The sequence below is a fragment of the Glutamicibacter sp. NPDC088483 genome (assembly GCF_044753145.1).
Taxonomy (GTDB): Bacteria; Actinomycetota; Actinomycetes; order Actinomycetales; family Micrococcaceae; genus Glutamicibacter.
Genome location: NZ_JBIVMP010000001.1, coordinates 517269 through 535085, shown reverse-complemented (window position 1 = coordinate 535085; position 17817 = coordinate 517269). Strand labels below are relative to the sequence as shown.

At 58.0% G+C, this 17817-nt stretch carries 18 protein-coding genes; 11 read left to right on the top strand and 7 right to left on the bottom strand.

From position 1 onward, the window contains the following. Window position 1: 1 nt before the first annotated feature. The 4 genes from rpsI to ACIP6G_RS02525 all read left to right on the top strand — a co-directional run bounded on the left by rpsI (window position 2) and on the right by ACIP6G_RS02525 (window position 4306). The gene (gene rpsI, locus ACIP6G_RS02540; RefSeq protein WP_060702200.1) at window positions 2-502 is read left to right on the top strand and encodes a 30S ribosomal protein S9; all 501 of its coding nucleotides are present in this window, start codon (window positions 2-4) and stop codon (window positions 500-502) included. A 169-nt stretch (window positions 503-671) separates the two neighbouring features. Then, window positions 672-2018: a phosphoglucosamine mutase gene (glmM, locus tag ACIP6G_RS02535; protein WP_105657641.1), complete on the top strand. Its 1347-nt coding sequence runs from the start codon at window positions 672-674 to the stop codon at window positions 2016-2018. Window positions 2019-2166: 148 nt separating this feature from the next. After that, complete coding sequence (locus ACIP6G_RS02530; RefSeq protein WP_400288504.1) at window positions 2167-3540, top strand: UDP-glucose dehydrogenase family protein; 1374 nt, start codon at window positions 2167-2169, stop codon at window positions 3538-3540. A gap of 46 nt (window positions 3541-3586) precedes the next feature. Continuing rightward, on the top strand, window positions 3587-4306 hold the full coding sequence (locus ACIP6G_RS02525; protein ID WP_400288501.1) for an SDR family NAD(P)-dependent oxidoreductase: 720 nt from the start codon (window positions 3587-3589) through the stop codon (window positions 4304-4306). A gap of 13 nt (window positions 4307-4319) precedes the next feature. Here ACIP6G_RS02525 and ACIP6G_RS02520 read toward each other — a convergent pair whose 3' ends face one another. The 3 genes from ACIP6G_RS02520 to glmS all read right to left on the bottom strand — a co-directional run bounded on the left by ACIP6G_RS02520 (window position 4320) and on the right by glmS (window position 8239). After that, entirely contained in the window at window positions 4320-5768 is a 1449-nt protein-coding gene (locus ACIP6G_RS02520) for an NAD(P)H-hydrate dehydratase (RefSeq protein ID WP_400288499.1), read from the bottom strand. A gap of 161 nt (window positions 5769-5929) precedes the next feature. Further along, window positions 5930-6280 carry a holo-ACP synthase gene (locus tag ACIP6G_RS02515; protein ID WP_105657637.1) on the bottom strand — a complete coding sequence of 117 codons (351 nt, stop codon included), beginning with the start codon at window positions 6278-6280 and terminating at the stop codon, window positions 5930-5932. Window positions 6281-6367: 87 nt separating this feature from the next. Continuing rightward, on the bottom strand, window positions 6368-8239 hold the full coding sequence (glmS, locus tag ACIP6G_RS02510; protein ID WP_332487181.1) for a glutamine--fructose-6-phosphate transaminase (isomerizing): 1872 nt from the start codon (window positions 8237-8239) through the stop codon (window positions 6368-6370). Between the two features lie 167 nt (window positions 8240-8406). Here glmS and coaA point away from each other — a divergent pair, with 167 nt between their 5' ends. The 7 genes from coaA to tsaD all read left to right on the top strand — a co-directional run bounded on the left by coaA (window position 8407) and on the right by tsaD (window position 14024). Continuing rightward, window positions 8407-9366, top strand: a complete 960-nt coding sequence (gene coaA, locus ACIP6G_RS02505; RefSeq protein WP_105657688.1) for a type I pantothenate kinase — start codon at window positions 8407-8409, stop codon at window positions 9364-9366. Window positions 9367-9476: 110 nt separating this feature from the next. Then, the gene (mscL, locus tag ACIP6G_RS02500) at window positions 9477-9875 is read left to right on the top strand and encodes a large conductance mechanosensitive channel protein MscL (RefSeq protein ID WP_105657635.1); all 399 of its coding nucleotides are present in this window, start codon (window positions 9477-9479) and stop codon (window positions 9873-9875) included. 144 nt (window positions 9876-10019) lie between these two features. Next, window positions 10020-11219, top strand: coding sequence for an alanine racemase (gene alr / locus ACIP6G_RS02495; protein ID WP_133833636.1), 1200 nt, complete (start codon window positions 10020-10022; stop codon window positions 11217-11219). Then, entirely contained in the window at window positions 11212-11790 is a 579-nt protein-coding gene (gene tsaE / locus ACIP6G_RS02490) for a tRNA (adenosine(37)-N6)-threonylcarbamoyltransferase complex ATPase subunit type 1 TsaE (protein ID WP_105657687.1), read from the top strand. Before alr ends, tsaE begins: the two co-directional genes overlap by 8 nt. Beyond that, a complete protein-coding gene (tsaB, locus tag ACIP6G_RS02485; protein ID WP_400288497.1) occupies window positions 11783-12457 on the top strand; it encodes a tRNA (adenosine(37)-N6)-threonylcarbamoyltransferase complex dimerization subunit type 1 TsaB in 675 nt (224 codons plus the stop codon). Before tsaE ends, tsaB begins: the two co-directional genes overlap by 8 nt. Beyond that, a complete protein-coding gene (rimI, locus tag ACIP6G_RS02480) occupies window positions 12457-12948 on the top strand; it encodes a ribosomal protein S18-alanine N-acetyltransferase (protein ID WP_400288495.1) in 492 nt (163 codons plus the stop codon). The genes tsaB and rimI overlap by 1 nt, the downstream gene beginning before the upstream one ends. Further along, entirely contained in the window at window positions 12945-14024 is a 1080-nt protein-coding gene (gene tsaD, locus ACIP6G_RS02475) for a tRNA (adenosine(37)-N6)-threonylcarbamoyltransferase complex transferase subunit TsaD (protein WP_400288494.1), read from the top strand. The genes rimI and tsaD overlap by 4 nt, the downstream gene beginning before the upstream one ends. A gap of 397 nt (window positions 14025-14421) precedes the next feature. Here tsaD and ACIP6G_RS02470 read toward each other — a convergent pair whose 3' ends face one another. The 4 genes from ACIP6G_RS02470 to ACIP6G_RS02455 all read right to left on the bottom strand — a co-directional run bounded on the left by ACIP6G_RS02470 (window position 14422) and on the right by ACIP6G_RS02455 (window position 17778). Beyond that, on the bottom strand, window positions 14422-14616 hold the full coding sequence (locus ACIP6G_RS02470; RefSeq protein ID WP_105657631.1) for a hypothetical protein: 195 nt from the start codon (window positions 14614-14616) through the stop codon (window positions 14422-14424). 28 nt (window positions 14617-14644) lie between these two features. Next, on the bottom strand, window positions 14645-15049 hold the full coding sequence (locus ACIP6G_RS02465) for a hypothetical protein (protein WP_400288492.1): 405 nt from the start codon (window positions 15047-15049) through the stop codon (window positions 14645-14647). Between the two features lie 200 nt (window positions 15050-15249). Further along, the gene (locus ACIP6G_RS02460) at window positions 15250-16245 is read right to left on the bottom strand and encodes a metallophosphoesterase family protein (protein WP_400288491.1); all 996 of its coding nucleotides are present in this window, start codon (window positions 16243-16245) and stop codon (window positions 15250-15252) included. A gap of 234 nt (window positions 16246-16479) precedes the next feature. After that, window positions 16480-17778: an MFS transporter gene (locus ACIP6G_RS02455; RefSeq protein WP_133833644.1), complete on the bottom strand. Its 1299-nt coding sequence runs from the start codon at window positions 17776-17778 to the stop codon at window positions 16480-16482. Window positions 17779-17817: the final 39 nt, after the last annotated feature.

The window sequence follows — 17817 nt, the reverse complement described above, 5'->3', positions numbered from 1 at the left end:
CGTGGCTCAGAACGCTGAAGAAACCACTGAATTCGAAGGCGAGACCCCTTCGACTTACACCACCGAGACCTCTGCTTCGGCTGTAGTTGCCGAAACCGAGCGCGCTCCGCTGACCGTTCCAGGTGCAGCAGTTGGCCGTCGCAAGCAGGCTATCGCCCGCGTTCGCCTGGTACCAGGCACCGGCAAGTGGACCGTTAACGGTCGCACCCTGGAGAACTTCTTCCCTAACAAGCTGCACCAGCAGGACGTCAACGAGCCTTTCAAGATCCTTGGTCTTGAGGGTGCTTACGACGTTATCGCTCGTATCAACGGTGGCGGCATTTCCGGCCAGGCCGGTGCACTGCGTTTGGGTATCGCTCGCTCGCTGAACGAGATCGATCGCGATGCAAACCGCGCAACCCTGAAGAAGGCTGGCTACTTGACCCGTGACGCACGCGTCATCGAGCGCAAGAAGGCTGGTCTGAAGAAGGCACGTAAGGCTTCGCAGTTCTCGAAGCGCTAAACCTTGCTTCAAGGTCTTTCCAAAGGCCCTGGCATCCTGCAAAGGACGCCGGGGCCTTTGGCCTTTTAACGCAGAAGACTGCAAGATCCCATTAATCTTTTTTCATCTCACTGCCAATGCGGGACCTTAAGCCGTTTAAATCAATGCAGAGGGCATATGATTGAAGGCGATGGCAAGGTTATTTGGGACCGATGGGGTCCGAGGAAAAGCAAACGAACTGTTAACTCCCGAGCTCGCGCTGGAACTGGCGCAGGCGGCATCGGTGGTGCTGGGCTTGAGCCAGCCAGAGGACGGCTACAAGCCGGTCGCTGTGGTTGCCAAGGACCCGCGCATCAGTGGTGACTTCCTGTCTGCCGCAATTGAGGCCGGCCTGGCCGCCTCCGGCGTAGACGTCATGGATGCCGGCACGCTGCCGACTCCTGCGGCGGCATTCCTGGTAGGGGACCTGAACGCCGATTTCGGTGTCATGATCTCCGCCTCGCACAACGCGGCTCCGGATAACGGTATTAAGTTCTTGGCCCGTGGCGGCAAGAAGCTGGACGATGCGCTGGAAGATGCCATCGAAGCCTGCTTGAAGATGCCAAAGCCACGCCCAACCGGTGGTGAGGTAGGTCGGGTCTCGCGTTTCGCCGACGCTGAGGACCGCTACATCATGCATCTGCTGCAGGCACTGCCCAACCGGCTGGATGGCATGAAGGTAGTTCTGGACTGCGCCCACGGCGCTGCTTCGGGCTGCTCCCCAGAGGTGTTCAAGGCTGCCGGCGCCGAGATCGTCGTGATTGGCGCAGATCCAGACGGCATCAACATCAATGATGGCTACGGCTCCACCCACCTGGAGAAGCTGCAGGCCGCTGTGCTGGAGCACGGCGCGGACCTGGGCATCGCGCACGACGGCGACGCTGACCGCTGTCTTGCAGTAGACCATGAAGGCACCGTCGTCGACGGTGACCAGATCATGGCCGTGATGGCACTGGACATGAAGGACCGCGGCGAACTCAAGGACAACACCCTGGTTGCCACCGTGATGAGCAACCTCGGCCTGACCCTGGCCATGGAAGCAGCAGGCATCACTGTTAAGCAGACCGGCGTGGGTGACCGCTACGTGCTCGAAGGCATGCGCGAAGGCGATTACTCCCTGGGTGGCGAGCAATCCGGCCACGTGATCTTCTCCAAGCACGCCACCACCGGCGACGGCGTGCTGACCGGCCTGATGATTGCGGCCCGCGTGAAGGCTACCGGCAAGACCCTGAAGGAACTTGCTGCCGTGCTGACCGTCCTGCCACAGGTGCTGATCAACGTACGCGGCGTAGACAAGGCCAGCGTTCCAGAATGCGAACCGCTGCAGCGGGCAATTGCCGCTGCTGAGGCACGCTTGGGCACCACCGGCCGTGTGCTGCTGCGTCCGTCGGGGACCGAGCCAGTAGTTCGCGTCATGGTCGAGGCGGCTACCCACGAGCAGGCCCAGGCCGAAGCCGAAGCTCTGGCAGGATCGGTCAAGGAGCATCTGGCCCTCTAGGCCCAGTAGCTTCCCAGCAACCAACACGTAAATATCAAGAAAACTCACACCCCCGCAGCGCGTTCCACGCCGGAACAGGCTGCGGGGGTGTGGCATGCTAACTAATAGAAACTGATATCGGTTCGCGTTCTCGGAGAGAAGGACTTTCGTGACTTTACGCATCAGCGTGATCGGCACCGGCTACCTCGGTGCAACCCATGCCGCCTGCATGGCTGAACTGGGCTATGAAGTCATTGGACTGGACGTAGACAAAGCCAAGCTGGAAGCACTGGCCGCTGGCGTTCTGCCCTTCCACGAGCCAGGCCTGCCAGAACTGCTGCGCAAGCATGTGGCCTCCGGACGCCTGCGCTTCACCGACAGCTACGCAGAAGTCGCTGCCGGCGCGGATATCCACTTCATCACCGTGGGCACCCCGCAGCGCGCCGACTCGCAATCAGCAGACATGTCCTACGTAGACGGTGCCGTGGATTCGCTGCTGGAGCAAATCACCGGCGAAGCGCTGATTGTCGGCAAGTCCACCGTGCCGGTGGGCACCGCACGCCGGCTGAGCGAGAAAATTGCCCAGGACGCCAAGAACGGAAGCAGCATCGCGCTGGCATGGAATCCAGAGTTCCTTCGCGAAGGCTTCGCCGTCCAGGATACCCTGCGCCCCGATCGCCTCGTCTACGGCCTGGAGCATAAACGCGGACTGGAACTGCTGCGCAAAGTCTATGCACCGATCCTTGCCTTGGATACTCCGGAGATCGCCACGGACCTGGAGACTGCAGAACTGGTCAAGGTTGCAGCCAACGCCTTCCTGGCTACCAAGATTTCTTTCATCAACGCCTTTGCGGAGGTGACTGAAACCGTAGGCGGCGACATCAAGGTCCTTGCCGACGCCATTGGCCACGATAAGCGCATTGGACGCCGTTTCCTGAACGCTGGAGTGGGCTTCGGTGGCGGTTGCCTGCCCAAGGACATTCGAGCCCTCCAAGCACGCGTCAGCGAACTTGGCCTGAGCCAGACCATGGGCTTCTTGGCTGAAGTCGACCAGATCAATTTGCGACGCCGTGACCGCGTGGTCTCGCTGGCCTCGCACATGCTGGGCAATGAGCTGGCAGGCAAGCATGTCTGCGTACTCGGCGTGACTTTCAAGCCGAACAGCGATGATGTGCGGGACTCGCCAGCACTGGATATCGCCGTCCGCCTGTACAACGAGGGCGCTGAAGTCTCGGTCTACGACCCAGAAGGCAACGCCAACGCTGCCGGCCGTTTCCCGCGCTTGAACTACGTTGATTCCTTCAAGGAAGCGGCGAAGGATGCGGACCTGACCTTGGTGCTGACCGAATGGAATGAATTCCGCGAACTGAATCCGTCGGATCTGGCGGATGTAGTGGCCAACAAGCAGCTGATTGACGGGCGCAACGTCCTGGACCGCCCTGAATGGCGGAATCAGGGCTGGACTGTTACCGGTCCGGGTGAATACTTCGAGCTGGGCAACATGGCTCCGGCAACTACCTCGATTCCGGTACAGGCTTCCTGAAGCTAGCTGCGGTACGCGACCGCAACTGCAAGAGAGAGCGAGCCTCATGGCATACACTGTGGTCACCGGCGGTGGTCGTGGCTTAGGAGCCGCGATTGCGGTGCGTCTAGCCACCGACCGCAACTTGATCATCGGCTACAGGCAGGATGAGAAATCGGCGCAGGCAGTGGCAGATAAAGTCCGTGAGCTCGGCGCTATTTGCCATGTCCTGCAGATCGACTGCGCCAATGAAGAATCAGTGGCAAGGTTCTTCGCCCGAGTGAAGGACATTGGTGAACTTGAAGGACTGGTAAACAACGCGGGATCAGCGACGGCCATCGGAAATCTGGCAGACAACGAGTTGACCGATATCGCCGCGGATCTGAACGTGAACCTTCTGGGCCCAATTACCTGCATTAAATATGCGCTGCCCCTGCTCCGGTCACATGGCGGTGGTGCAATCGTGAACATTTCATCGGTGGCGGCTGAATCCGGAAGCCCCTTTACGTACGTGCATTACGCTGCAGCCAAGGCCGGAGTAGAAGCCTTGACAGTGGGACTGTCCAAGGAACTGGCTAAGGACGGCATCCGAGTGAATGCGGTTAGCCCGGGAACGCTTTGGACTGAATTCCATGAGGATCCACAGCGCCCTGCGCAAATCGCCGAGACGATCCCGATGGGACGCGCAGGCAAGCCGACAGAAGTAGCCGGTGCGGTGGCTTGGCTATTGTCTAGCGAAGCCGCCTACACCACCGGCAGCGTTCTCAAAGTTTCTGGCGGCCTCTAGAGGGACCCAGAGCCTAGAAGCCGAACTGCTTCATGACCTTAGGCAGGTTCTCGATCAGGCGCGAAGCATTGACAGTTCCCTCTGAAGCGGTCACCCGGCCCAGGTGGCCATGAATGTAAGCGGCACACGCGGTCAGTTCCATCATGCGGCGGTTAGGCACGGTTCGCAGGCCTTCGGTGCCCGTGAGCGAGCTGTCGGAGAGCATGTAGCCCAGGATGCCGGTCAGGACATCGCCGCTGCCTGCAGTGGCCAATTCTGGTGCCGAGTGGCTCACCATCAGGCTGTCGCCATTGGGGGCCACAATGTAGCTGGTTGGTCCCTTGAGCAGGACCACGGCGTTGTATGCCAGGGCGGCCCACCGGGTCCAGCGAATCGGGTCCTGGGAAATCTCATCGGGAGTGATCTTCACTCCAGCGCGGCTGAGCAGCATGCGCAGTTCCTTGGCATGAGGCGTCAGCACGCGAGGCTGCTCGCTTGGGCCGGCAGGAACGACTTCCAATCCGGACGCGTCAATGACGGCCGGCTGCGGGCTGGTAAAGACATCAGCGATGGCGCCAGTCGGGGGAGTGCGTCCATCCAAGCCCGGGCCAATGGCCCAAGCCTTGATCTTGGCGCCCTTGCCGTGAATCTGACGGCGGGAGGAAGACAGCGCTTCCTTGATCTGCTCATCATCCAGTGGCACGGACTCCGGCACGGCGACGGCCATGAGCGGCTGAATGGATTCTGGCACGTGGGTGCGAAGCAATCCGACGCCGCAGGCTACAGCGGCCTTGGCGGTCAGCTGAGCAGCTCCGGGATAAAGGCCGGAACCGGCGATGAGTCCCAGGACTCCACGCTGGTACTTGTGCCGTCCGGCATCCCGCCAAGAGCGGTGCTGGTCCAGCAGCTCGCGAGTGGCCACCTCGTCCACAAGCTGCGTTCCAGCTTGGACGGAAGAAAAGTCGAATTCGAGATCTGCCACGGTAATGTCACCGGTAACCAGCGGTCCGTCTACAGACAGAAGACCGGATTTCATGGCACCGAAAGTTACCGTGCGTTCTGCGCGAAGAACAGAGTCCTGCGCAACGCCCGTTTCAGGATCCAGGCCTGAAGGAATATCGCAGGCCAACACCCGTGCGCCAGCAGGAAGCTTCGGCAAATCAGAGCCGGCACGGTATCCAAGGCCGTAGATGGCGTCAATAATGAGCGAGGCATTAGCTAATTCGCCTTGACCGTCGGAGAGGTCCAGCACGGTACCGCCGGCAGCTTGATATGCTGCAGCACCTTCGGCATGGATCTGTTCGTGGCACTGCAGAGCCAGAGTGGAAATCTTCTGCAGTTGGAGCTCTGCCAGTGCATACAAGCCATCTCCACCGTTGTTGCCCGGGCCGATAAGCGCCACCACGAAAGCCGGATCGGCGCTGGAATTCTCGATCAGCATGGCGACTGCCGTTGAAGCCAAATGGGCGGCTGCTTGCTTCATTAAGCTGGTCTCGCCCCGCTTGGAGTTCTCCTGGGCTTCAACCGCACGAATTTGCGCAACACTGTAGACAGGAATCATAAGACAAACAATACTCAAGGCACCTGTGCGATGCCCTATTTAATGAGATGCGTGTCGTTATTCTTTCGTCGTGGCGTTGGTGCCTAGCGTTCTGCAACCACCATTGCGATAGCCATATCTCCATCGTGGGACATGGTCAGATGCCATGATTTGATGCCACGCAGCTCGCTGGCAGCGGCCACTGAACCAGTGTTGTGAACCTGGGGATCACCGGCTTCATCTTTGCGGATAGTGCAGTCCTGCCAGTTCATGCCCGCAGGAGCTCCCAGCGCCTTGGCGATGGCTTCCTTGGCCGCGAAGCGGGCCGCCAGGGATCGCAGGGGCAGGCCCCGCTCTTCTTCGGTGAAGAGCCGTTCACGCAAGCGTGGAGTCTTCTCGAGCTGGCGGCCAAAACGCGGCACATCAACGATGTCCACTCCAATTCCTGCAATCATGCCTATCAGTTTATCCAGTGCTTGCAGGGCATAAAAATTGCGGGCATTCTCGGAAAGGGAATGCCCGCAATTCTGGTGCTCGGTGGATTACTCCACGGTCACCGACTTGGCCAAGTTGCGTGGCTGGTCGACATCGAAGCCCTTGGCGGATGCCAGTTCGCAAGCGAAGATCTGCAGTGGCACGGTGGCCAGCAGAGGCATCAGCAGGGTTGGGGTTTCTGGCACGTAGAAGACCCACTCGGAGAAGTCCTTGACCGCAGCATCGCCATCTTCGGCAATAACCAGGGTCTTAGCGCCACGGGCGCGCACTTCCTGGATATTGGAGACAACCTTGGAGTGCAGCGAGTCGCGACCACGAGGGGAAGGAACTACGACGAACACTGGCTGGCCATCGTCGATCAGGGCGATAGGTCCGTGCTTCAGCTCGCCAGCGGCGAAGCCTTCAGCATGGATGTAGGCGATTTCCTTGAGCTTCAAGGCGCCTTCCATTGCTACCGGGTAGCCTACGTGGCGGCCCAGGAACAGCACGGAGTTGGCATCTGACATGTTGCGTGCCAGATCCTTGATCTCTTCCGCGCGGTCCAGGACGTCCTGGATCTTGGAAGGGATCTTGCCCAGGTCGGCAAGGATGTCCTTGATCTGGCCCTGGAACAGGTTGCCGCGCAGCTGCGCCAGGTACAGGCCCAGCAGGTAGGTTGCGGTGATCTGTGCCAGGAATGCCTTGGTGGAAGCCACAGCAATTTCCGGACCAGCGTGGGTGTACAGCACCGCATCCGATTCGCGTGGGATGGTCGATCCGTTGGTGTTGCAGATCGACATGGTCTTGGCGCCCTGCTCCTTGGCGTAACGCACAGCCATCAAGGTGTCCATGGTTTCGCCGGACTGGGAGATCGAAACGATCAGGGTCTTTTCGTCCACGATTGGCTCGCGGTAGCGGAACTCGTGGGAGAGCTCAACTTCTACCGGGATACGGCACCAGGACTCGATAGCGTACTTGGCCACGGAGCCGGCATATGCCGAGGTGCCGCAAGCAAGAACAACAATCTTGGAGATTTCGGCCAGTTCCTCTGGAGCGATACGCAGTTCGTCCAGGGTCAGTCGGCCATCAGCGTCCGAGCGGCCCAGCAGGGTGTCGGCAACAGCTGCAGGCTGGTCGAAGATTTCCTTCTCCATGAAGGATGGGAAGCCGCCCTTTTCAGCGCTGGCTGCATCCCAGTCAACGGTGAATTCCTTGCCTTCGGCCGGGTTGCCGTCGAAGTCGGTGATGGAATGGTTATCCGGGGTGATGGTTACGATCTGGTCCTGGCCCAGTTCTACGGCACGACGGGTGAAGTCGATGAAGCCGGAGACATCCGAACCCAGGAAGTTTTCGCCATCGCCCAGACCGAGAACCAGAGGGGAGTTGCGGCGAGCCGCAACGACAACACCTGGGTGGTCCTGGTGAACTGCCAAGAGGGTGAAAGCACCTTCGAGCTGCTGAACAGCAAGCTGCATGGCGCGGGTCAAATCGCCTTCGGCCTCGGAGCTGTAGAGCTTGCCCAGCAGAGCTGCGGCAACCTCGGTATCGGTATCCGAGAGGAATTCAACGCCCTCGGCTGCCAAGCCGGCCTTGATGCCGGCGAAGTTTTCAATAATTCCGTTGTGGATCATGGCAAGCTTGCCACCATCGGCCAGGTGTGGGTGAGCGTTCTGATCGCTCGGACCACCGTGGGTTGCCCAACGGGTATGCCCAATGCCGGTCATCGACTTAGGCAATGGGGACTCGGCAATTTCATTTTCCAGATTGACCAGCTTGCCGGCCTTCTTACGAGAATGAATTGCGCCATCGGCAACAACAGCGACACCAGCCGAGTCGTAGCCGCGGTATTCCAACCGACGCAAACCTTCAATTAGAACGTCGAGGGCGCCATGATCGGCGACCTGGCTCGAGGTTCCTGCATATCCAACAATTCCGCACATGGGAAAAATCCTACCGGTTCAATGCCCATCGATGGGAATAATCGTGTCGGAGCACTCAAAATTACCTATGTCTTAGATCACCAGTCGGCCGTTTTTTGACTAATCCAATTGCCTTGTTGATGTTGTTAATTGGGATGTGGAGCATATTCTTGGCAGAATTTACCCTCGTGGAACCACACGGAACACTTGAAACGCCTATCTCGCCTTTCGTTGAACTGGAGCGCGAGACATGGGCGCGCCTGTCCAATCAAATGGAACAGCCGCTGAATTATTCGGACATTGAGCGGCTACGCGGCCTCGGCGACCAGCTGGACTTGCAAGAGGTCCGGGACGTCTACCTGCCACTGAGCCGCCTGCTGTCGCTTTATGTTGAGGGTGCCGGCGCGACGCATCAGGCAACCACTACCTTCTTGGGCGAGCAGACCAGCCGCACACCTTTTGTCATCGGCGTCGCCGGCTCGGTTGCCGTGGGAAAGTCCACAACTGCCCGTGTTCTGCAGGAAATGCTGCGCCGCTGGCCGCATACGCCTGATGTCCAGCTCATAACCACTGATGGCTTCTTGTACCCGAATGCCGAGCTTGAGCGCCGCGGGATCATGCACCGCAAGGGGTTCCCCGAATCCTATGACCGGCGGGCGCTGCTGCGCTTTGTCTCGGCGGTAAAGTCTGGTGCCCCAGAAGTAAGTGCTCCGGTCTACTCGCACCTGACCTACGACATCATCCCGGGGGAGCGCAATGTAATCCGCTCACCGCAGGTATTGATTGTCGAGGGACTGAACGTATTGCAGCCTGCTCGAACCCGTTCCGATGGAACCGTGGGCCTGGCCCTGAGCGACTTCTTCGACTTCTCCGTCTATGTGGATGCGCGTACCGCGGATATCGAAGAGTGGTACATCAAGCGGTTCATGCGTCTGCGCTCCGGTGCCTTCTCCGACCCTGCCAGCTACTTCCACCGCTATGCCCAGCTCACTGATGTCGAGGCACGGGAAACTGCTCACGGTATCTGGAAGCGCATTAACGAGCCGAACCTCAGGGAAAACGTCTTGCCTACGCGCGGGCGGGCGCAATTAGTACTGCGCAAGGCGGCGGATCACTCGGTGCGCAGGATGCTATTGAGGAAAATCTAGGCTTCTTCAGCTGATATTTAAGCTAACGATTTCTGTGAGCTTGCCGAACTATTACAGATCGGAGCCCAAATTCGTAGTCGTGCTGTGATTTTCCTGTGTATGCTCTAACCATGCTAAAAGGTTTCCGCGATTTTATTATGAAGGGCAACGTTGTCGATCTGGCCGTTGCTGTTGTTATCGGCGCTGCCTTCGGCGCCGTAGTCACCGCCTTGGTCGATAATGTGCTGATGCCATTGATCGCCGCCCTGGTTGGATCTCCAAACTTCGACAGCTTCTTGTTGCTAACCATTGACGGCGTTGACATCAAGTTCGGTGTCTTCCTGACTGCACTGGTCAACTTCCTGCTGATTGCTGCAGCTGTCTACTTCGCGCTGGTTCTGCCAATGACCAAGCTCAACGAGCGACTGGCTGCACGCCGCGCTGCCGGTGCAGAAGAGCCAGAGGAAGAAGTAGATCCACAGCTGGAGCTGCTCGCCCAGATCCGCGACGAGCTGAAGACTCTGCGCTAAGCCCTGACAAATATCCGTCTCCAAGGGGCGGACCCAGCAACACAGTTGCTTGGGTCCGCCCCTTCCGACTTTAACTCGCACTATGTGCCGAACTGCGCACGGGTGGACAAGGCAAGCGGAACCGAAAAGTGCGAAGATGATTAGGTGAACTCTGAAGCGCTTGAAGAAAGCAACCTGACAAACAGCACCAGCGGTGCACAGGCTATCGGATTTGAACGTCGTGCAGTCATTGACTTGTCGGCCATCCGCAACAACGTCAAGCAGATTTCTGATGTTGTAGCCCCAGCTGCAGTTATGGCCGTCGTCAAAGCAGACGCCTACGGCCATGGAGCTATTCCCGTAGCCAAGGCCGCCTTGGAGGGCGGCGCCCGCTGGATCGGGTGTGCCCATGCCACGGAAGCTCTCGCCCTGCGTGAAGCGGGCATCGATGCTCCCATGATGGCCTGGCTGCACACCGAGGACACCCCATTCGAGGCCGCCATTGATGCCGGTCTTGATCTGGGAGTCTCAGGCTGGGAGCTGGAATACGTTGCCGCCGCAGCACGTGCCGTGCAGACACCGGCACGTATCCACATCAAGGTGGACACAGGACTTGGCCGCAATGGCTCCACTATGGATGCCCTGCCTGATCTGTTGAACCGCGCCAGCGACTTCCAAGAAGAAGGACTGCTGCGCGTAGTTGGCATCTTCTCCCACCTCGCGGTCGCAGATGAGCCAGAGCGGCCCGAAACGGACGAGCAGCTGGAAATCTTCAACAAGGCCATAGAACTGGTAGAAGCAGCCGGCTTCGATCTTGAAGTGCGCCATATCGCCAATACGCCGGGTATCCTTTCGCGACCTGATTCGCACCACGACATGGTGCGCTTGGGGTTGGGCCTGTATGGCCTGAGCCCCTTTGAAACCGACTCGCCAGAAAGTTTCGGCCTGCGTCCAGCCATGACAGTGAAGACCCGCGTGGCTAACGTCAAGAAGGTCCATCCGGGGCAGGGCGTGTCCTACGGCCTTAATTACAAGACTGAAGCGGAGACCTACCTCGGGCTGATCCCCATGGGCTATGCAGACGGTTTGCCGCGCATCGCAACAGGTGCGCCGGTAACAGTTAACGGACGCACCTACCCGGTACGCGGACGCATCGCCATGGACCAGTGCGTCATTGATCTGGGCGCGGACATCAAGCCTGAGGACTTCCTCGGCGCCGAGGCGATTATCTTCGGTAAAGGCGGGCAGTCGGTGAACACTTGGGCCTATGCGGCGAACACCATCAACTACGAAGTGGTAACCCGCATTTCTCCGCGCGTGCCCCGCTACTACATCGAGGGCAGCTGGGGTGAAGCCGGTGAGTAACCCGGTGCGGGAATTCTCCTGCCAACTAGATGACCTCACTGTTACCGAAGCGCTGGGGGAAGCTCTTGGTGCCCAGCTCAAAGCCGGAGACTTGGTGATTCTTACCGGGGCCTTGGGCGCTGGTAAGACGACCCTGACTCAGTCACTGGGCGTGGGACTGAATGTACGCGAGGGAATCATCTCGCCTACATTCGTTTTGGCCCGCCAGCACCCGGCGCTAGGCGATGGCCCCGGACTGATCCACGTGGATGCCTACCGCTTGAAGGGCCACGACGACGTGGACACCCTGGATCTCGAATCAACGCTGGCTGATTCAGTCACCGTTGTGGAGTGGGGGCTGGGCAAGGTGGAACATCTCACGGACTCGCGTCTGGAAATCCAGCTGGACCGCGAAGCCCTGGCCGCACCGAGTGCCAACCCGTGGGAAGAATCGGAGGAAGAGCTGGACGAGCCGCGGTTGTTCAGCCTGAAGGGGATCGGCCCGCGCTGGGACGAGGACACCTTTGCCCAGTTGAAAGACACTTTGCTGTCTGCAGTAACTGCGCAGCACACGGAAGAGAAGCATGCCTAACTACTTAGCTATCGACACCTCCGCCAACGCATCGGTGGCACTGGTTGACAAAGCCACCGGTTTAGTTGTCGACCAGCGGGTTTCATCCAAGGGGAACGACCAGACCGAAACCCTGTCGGCATACGTCAAGGAACTCTTGGACGCTCATGGAAAGAAAGGCCAAGACCTTGCTGGCATTATCGTTGGCGTAGGGCCGGGCCCGTTCACCGGCCTGCGCGTTGGCTTGGTTGCCGCGCGTACCTTCGGCTTCGTATGGCAGGTACCCGTGCATGGTGTGATGTCCTTGCATGCGCTCGCCGAACAGGTGCTGGATGCAGGCGAGGCTCCGGCACAGTTCATTGTGGCTTCCGATGCGCGCCGCAAAGAAGTGTACTGGGCTCGCTACGACCAGGACGGAGCCATGGTTGATGGCCCGCATGTTTCAGCTGCTTCAGCCCTTCCTGCATTCCCGGTCTACGGCATTGGCGCCGGAATCTATGCCGAGCAATTGGAAGAAGCCGGGGCCAAGCCCATGCCTGAGTCCTTTGAATGGATTGCAAACGCTGGCTACCTCGTCCGCCGAGGCATAAGCGATCTGGCTGCGGGCAAGGATCTGTCTGACACTTCGCCGCAGTACCTGCGTGAATCCGATGCACAGGTTCCGGCGTTCATGAAGCAGGCTAAGTGATGAACGAGGCGAACCAGGTCATCCTGCGTCCCATGGTTGCCGAGGATCTGCTGGCCGTCCACGAGCTGGAACAGCAGCTGTTTCCCGAGGATGCATGGCCACTGGCTGGTTTCGAATCCGAGCTAGCGCAGCGCGACACCCGCACCTACTGGGTCTATGAAGACTCTGGTCGAGTTATCGGCTATGCCGGCCTGTGCGTGGTTTTGCCGATTGCCGATGTGCAGACCATCGCCATGCACCCTGATTACCAAGGTCGAGGCCTGGGACGCAAGCTATTGTCCCTGCTGATCAAGACGGCTGGTGAGAAAAATGCACTGGATGTGATGCTCGAAGTCCGCTTTGATAACCCCACTGCTATTGGCCTGTATGAATCCATCGGATTCACCACCATCCACCGCCGCAAGGGGTACTACAAAGGCGGGGTTGATGCACTAATTATGAGACTCCCGCTGGATGCACAGCAAGGACAAGAGGAAGAACGCAACGCATGAGCATCACCGAACCCGTAGTACTAGGCATTGAGTCCTCCTGCGATGAAACCGGCGTGGGCATCGTACGCGGCAACAAGCTTCTGGCTAACGCTGTCTCCAGCTCCATGGATGAGCATGTACGCTTTGGTGGCGTGATTCCCGAGATCGCTGCGCGAGCACATTTGGAAGCCTTCGTGCCTACCTTGCAGTCCGCCTTGGATACCGCGGAGCTGACTCTTGAGGACATTGATGCCATCGCCGTGACCAGCGGTCCCGGCCTGGCCGGCGCCCTCATGGTTGGCGTATCAGCGGCCAAAGCCTTGGCCCTGGCTACCGGCAAACCGCTGTACGGGATCAACCACTTGGTTGCTCACGTAGGTGTTGGCGTTCTCGAAGGAACCGTATTGCCGCCTACTTTCGGGGCACTGCTGGTCTCAGGCGGGCATACCGAAATCTTGAAGGTCACTTCGCTGACTAACGACGTGCAGCTGTTGGGCTCCACAATTGATGATGCAGCCGGTGAAGCCTATGACAAGACTGCTCGTTTGCTGGGTCTTGGGTATCCAGGTGGACCGGCTATCGACAAGGCGGCCAAGGATGGAGACCGAAAGGCATTCCGGTTCCCTCGTGGCTTGTCGCTGCCGAAGTTCGTGGGCAGTGCCGAGAATCCTGGCAAGCACCGCAACAACTTCTCGTTCTCAGGACTGAAGACTGCTGTAGCCCGCTGCGTCGAGCACTTCGAGGCCAACGGAGAAGAAATTCCTGTCGCTGATATTGCTGCGTCATTCCAGGAAGCAGTCGTTGACGTGATCACGTCGAAGGCAGTCCGGGCGATGAAGGAACAGGGACTGAAGACTCTGCTTCTGGGCGGGGGAGTGGCGGCGAATACCCGCTTGCGTGAACTTCTGGCGGCCCGATGTGCCTCTGCGGGCATAGCCTTGGTGGTTCCTCCGTTTAGTTTGTGCACGGACAACGGCGGAATGGTTGCAGCTCTCGGCGCGCAGCTGGTTGCTGATGGCGTTTCTCCGTCTGGGCTGGAATTCGCAACCGACTCTTCGCAGCCGGTAACGAACATCGTTTTGAATTCTCGAAGCTAGACACCTGAGCAACCTCAGTTTGGGGCCACCACGTACAGGCGGTGGACCCCAAACTAATTTCTAGGGTTGTCCATCCTAATCGGCATTCGTAGTCAAGATCTGTCGGTCCAAGACTAAACAAAACTCCTAACGGGGTCATGAGCCACTGAGTGGAAAAGCGAACAGCAAGACCTCTTGCACCTATGTACGTCTATGTGTCTCAGGGTAATGATTCGTCATAGCATCACGTTGCGAAGGCTTCCTAGCCCGATCTTGCAAACCAGTCGCAAGAAGAAAATGAACTATCTCGTCCGGGGCATCCACCTCTAGCTAGGCATTGATTGCCTTTTGCGTCCTTCTCCCGAGGTGTAGGTGATCTTGTCAATAGTCTCGGGAAGACTTGGCGATGAACTGAAATCTATCGGTCCATTTGCAATCGCTTCACGTTGTAACTGCTCGTGTGGTTCGGCGTGCGCATGATCGATTCGACGGCATTGATTTGGTCGTCGTCGCTGATTCCGGTGTCTTCGAATAGCTCGTTGATCTGCTTAATCTGTCCGTCGAAAGTGCGTAGGGTCGTCTCCCGCACAACGCCCGAATCGGCTGCAGTCACCTCTCGATTCCCTTGCCTTGCCCACCCACTAGCTCCAGGTCCTGTGCTTCTTGCACCTCAGGGCATAGTGGGTGAGCGCCGCATCGGAAAGGTCCAAGCTGTTGCCGGTGGCTGTGGTCTGCAGTGCCTTGGCCAGTAGCTTCAGGTAGATCGCGAATTTCTCGATTCGGGTGCTGCCGTAGTCGATGACCTGCGAGAAGAAGTCGTAGGACTTGTTGAAGGCGCCCGCGGTTTTGCGGAATTCGACTGGTTGTTCCGGTTCCAGAGTGTTGTTATCCTGCGTGGCATTCCTGCGGCGGTCGTGGAATACGTCGATGGGAGGTTGCAGGTGTGAGTCCGAGCCCTTGTGGTTGTGTTGGGCTACCCACTTCGTGGCGACCTGGTCCACGTCCTTGTCGCTGTAGCTCCCCATCGAGTCCGGTTTCATGATCATGTCGAAGATGATGCCGAGTTGGATTCCTCGTGGATGGAGGCGTCTTCGTAGAAGGTCTGGAACGCTTTACAAATACGCCGGCCATGGTTTCCAGCTGTTCGATAATTTGCCGTTACCAGTTTCGCTGCGGTAAAAAAGTCTGGGCAAGACGAAATCGCTCATTCGTCGGTCGGTTTCGTCTTGCTCAGAACTTGTCTTGGCTATGGAAGCGGCAGTGGCCCTTCGATCGGTTGTCCCTGAGTACCCATGTCGATACCCAGATCCTTGGAGAACACGGTGCGGGTTCCGGCGTAAACGCTGTTCTTGTTCTCGTCGAGTTCGAAGACCCGGGCGCCGCGTAGGTGATGGTTCTCGGTCCCACCGAGGCCGTAGGTGCCGAAACCGGTACCTGGACCGTAGCCGAGCTCGATGCCGTAGTAGTCACCCATGTAGGTGTTGATGTGGTTGTGCTCCCACAGTGGTATGTGGAAGAACATTAGCGACTGAACCTTGCCGTAGCGGTTTTCGGTGGCTATGGAAGCTTCGCGATACCAAGCGATCTGCTCGGGACGGATCCAGTCGTAGGACATGAGGCCCTCGAAGTCCTGGCCGCCAACAGTCTTTGGAGCGTAGCGGTTCGAATCAAGCAGCCAGATGCCAAAGACAGGTTTGGCGCTCTTCGAGGAAGCGAGCAGCAACTGGGAATTCGATTCGCCAACAATCTTGTCATTCTTCGAGTTGGCATTGAACTCATAGCCTCGGATGAAGTTCAGGATCTTTGCCTCGTCCATGCCTGTGCCATTGGGCATTGAATCTTCATCGTGATTGCCGAAGGTAAGTGCCCAAGGGATACCGCGGGACTCCATCGGCTGCACGACGTTGTTGATAGCCTGCTTGCCTTCGGTAACTGTTTGAGAGGAGCCATTGATTACATCGCCGTTGATCAGGGCGAAGCCGGGCTTCTCGGCATCCAGAACCTTCTCCATCAGCTCAATGGTGCGACGATCGGTGCGCGGTCCATCCTGGGTGTCATTGAACTGAACGATCTTGAACTTGCCATCTGCCGCGAATTTCAGTTTTGGCCTGGGACCCGTTCCCGGATTCTCAGCCGGTGCTGGGGATGCAGTTGCGCTGTTGGCGGCGAAGAGTCCAGTGATAGCGGCTGCGGTGCCGGCAACCAATATCCCGCGACGTGGAACAGAAGACGATGTTTTCATGGAGACCTTTCAAAATGATTCTGTGATTCGCCGTGTAATTATCGTGGCGACAATGTTTAGATCGTAGGAAGCCAGAGTGACGAAATGAAGAAATTAAGTCATCGACAATAGGTGTGCAACATAAATAAACCCAATGCAGAAGTTGCGCATTTTTGACATTCCTTACTCAAACGAGAGCGGGGTGGGATGTCGTCGAATTCGACAACATCCCACCCCGCTTCGCCTAATAGTCAGCTATGAGTTCATGGCAGCTTTTGAATGACGCATGAACGGGTCACCATCTACCTGCTGATCATCTTTTTTGAGAGCGAAGAATCCGTAGATCCCAGCTAATAGCACAACTAGAGAAATCACGATGAAGGTCTGCTGGTAGCCCATACGGTCATGGAGCGCACCGAGGGGAGTGGACAGAATGACGTTGCCAATCTGTGCCGATACTTGGAACCCAACCATGTATAGGGTTGCCGACAGTGCCGGATTGAAGTGCAGCGTGAAGTAACGGAAGATCGGCAAGATGAATAGCGGTGTCTCAATGGCATGCAACATCTTGATTGCCGAGACCAGCACCGGATCGTCAACCAGGGCGCAGCCGATGATGCGGACAAACATGATGGCCACTCCCAGTAGCAATGCTGAACGAATGCCTATCCGGCGCATGACCAGGGGGATGATGCCAAGCATGGCTGCTTCAACGAACACCTGAACTGAGTTCAAGATTCCGTATACCCGCTGTCCGGTCTCGGGTGATTCAAATAGGCCGGTGTAGAACTCGGGGAACATCTGCTGGTCGAAGACGGTGTAGAACGTCCAAGAGAGCATGACGAACAAGATGATCAGCCAGAGACTCGGCAGACGGAATAGCCTGAACATTTCACGAATTGTCGGTGTAGTTGCGGGGGAAAGAATTTTCCTGCCGGAACCGGCGGCGATCACTGGCTGTCTATTGGTACGGCCCAGCACCAGCAGCAGGAGATGGGCCAGGCCCAGAACGGACCCGATCCAGAAGTTCAGCATGGGGTTGATAGTGAACAGGAAGCCGGCCGCCAATGCGACCAGAGCGTAGCCAAAGGACCCCCACATGCGGGCCTGCCCGTATTCAAAGTTGAAACGGCGACTGTAGCGTTCGGTCAAGGCTTCAAATAGCCCAACTCCGGCTAGGAAACCAGTTGACAAGACAATGGCGCCAATGAGCACGCCGGCCATGAACTGGGACTGCAATAGTGGCTGGTAGACCCACGTGCAGAATGGCCCGATCAGGGCGGTCACCGAGGCAAGAATGGTGGCCAGATGCTTTCTGTCGCCAAGCCGATCCTGAATGGCCCCGTAGGCAAACATCAGGATCAGCGTTGCCAGCGAGTTTACCGAGTAGAGCGTGCCGACCTGTGCCCCGGTGAGCCCTAGACCTGCTGATTCGCTGGTGAGCCAGATCTGGAAGAAGGACCACCAAATGCCCCACGATGCGAAGAACAGGAGCATCGAGAAGGAACTCTGGAGGTAAATAGGATTCTTGTAAGTAGTCGTAATGCCAGCCATCTTTGTCCTGGATTCTTTCGTGAACGCTGCGAAGCGTAG

Excerpts from the sequence above, each read along its gene's own strand:
- ACIP6G_RS02515 (WP_105657637.1), bottom strand. The coding sequence starts at position 6,280 with ATGATTGCAGGAATTGGAGTGGACATCGTTGATGTGCCGCGTTTTGGC.
- ACIP6G_RS02465 (WP_400288492.1), bottom strand. The coding sequence starts at position 15,049 with ATGATCATGAAACCGGACTCGATGGGGAGCTACAGCGACAAGGACGTG.
- glmS (WP_332487181.1), bottom strand. The coding sequence starts at position 8,239 with ATGTGCGGAATTGTTGGATATGCAGGAACCTCGAGCCAGGTCGCCGAT.
- tsaB (WP_400288497.1), top strand. The coding sequence starts at position 11,783 with ATGCCTAACTACTTAGCTATCGACACCTCCGCCAACGCATCGGTGGCA.
- tsaD (WP_400288494.1), top strand. The coding sequence starts at position 12,945 with ATGAGCATCACCGAACCCGTAGTACTAGGCATTGAGTCCTCCTGCGAT.
- ACIP6G_RS02460 (WP_400288491.1), bottom strand. The coding sequence starts at position 16,245 with ATGAAAACATCGTCTTCTGTTCCACGTCGCGGGATATTGGTTGCCGGC.
- glmM (WP_105657641.1), top strand. The coding sequence starts at position 672 with ATGGCAAGGTTATTTGGGACCGATGGGGTCCGAGGAAAAGCAAACGAA.
- ACIP6G_RS02525 (WP_400288501.1), top strand. The coding sequence starts at position 3,587 with ATGGCATACACTGTGGTCACCGGCGGTGGTCGTGGCTTAGGAGCCGCG.
- mscL (WP_105657635.1), top strand. The coding sequence starts at position 9,477 with ATGCTAAAAGGTTTCCGCGATTTTATTATGAAGGGCAACGTTGTCGAT.
- ACIP6G_RS02520 (WP_400288499.1), bottom strand. The coding sequence starts at position 5,768 with ATGAAGCAAGCAGCCGCCCATTTGGCTTCAACGGCAGTCGCCATGCTG.
- ACIP6G_RS02455 (WP_133833644.1), bottom strand. The coding sequence starts at position 17,778 with ATGGCTGGCATTACGACTACTTACAAGAATCCTATTTACCTCCAGAGT.
- rimI (WP_400288495.1), top strand. The coding sequence starts at position 12,457 with ATGAACGAGGCGAACCAGGTCATCCTGCGTCCCATGGTTGCCGAGGAT.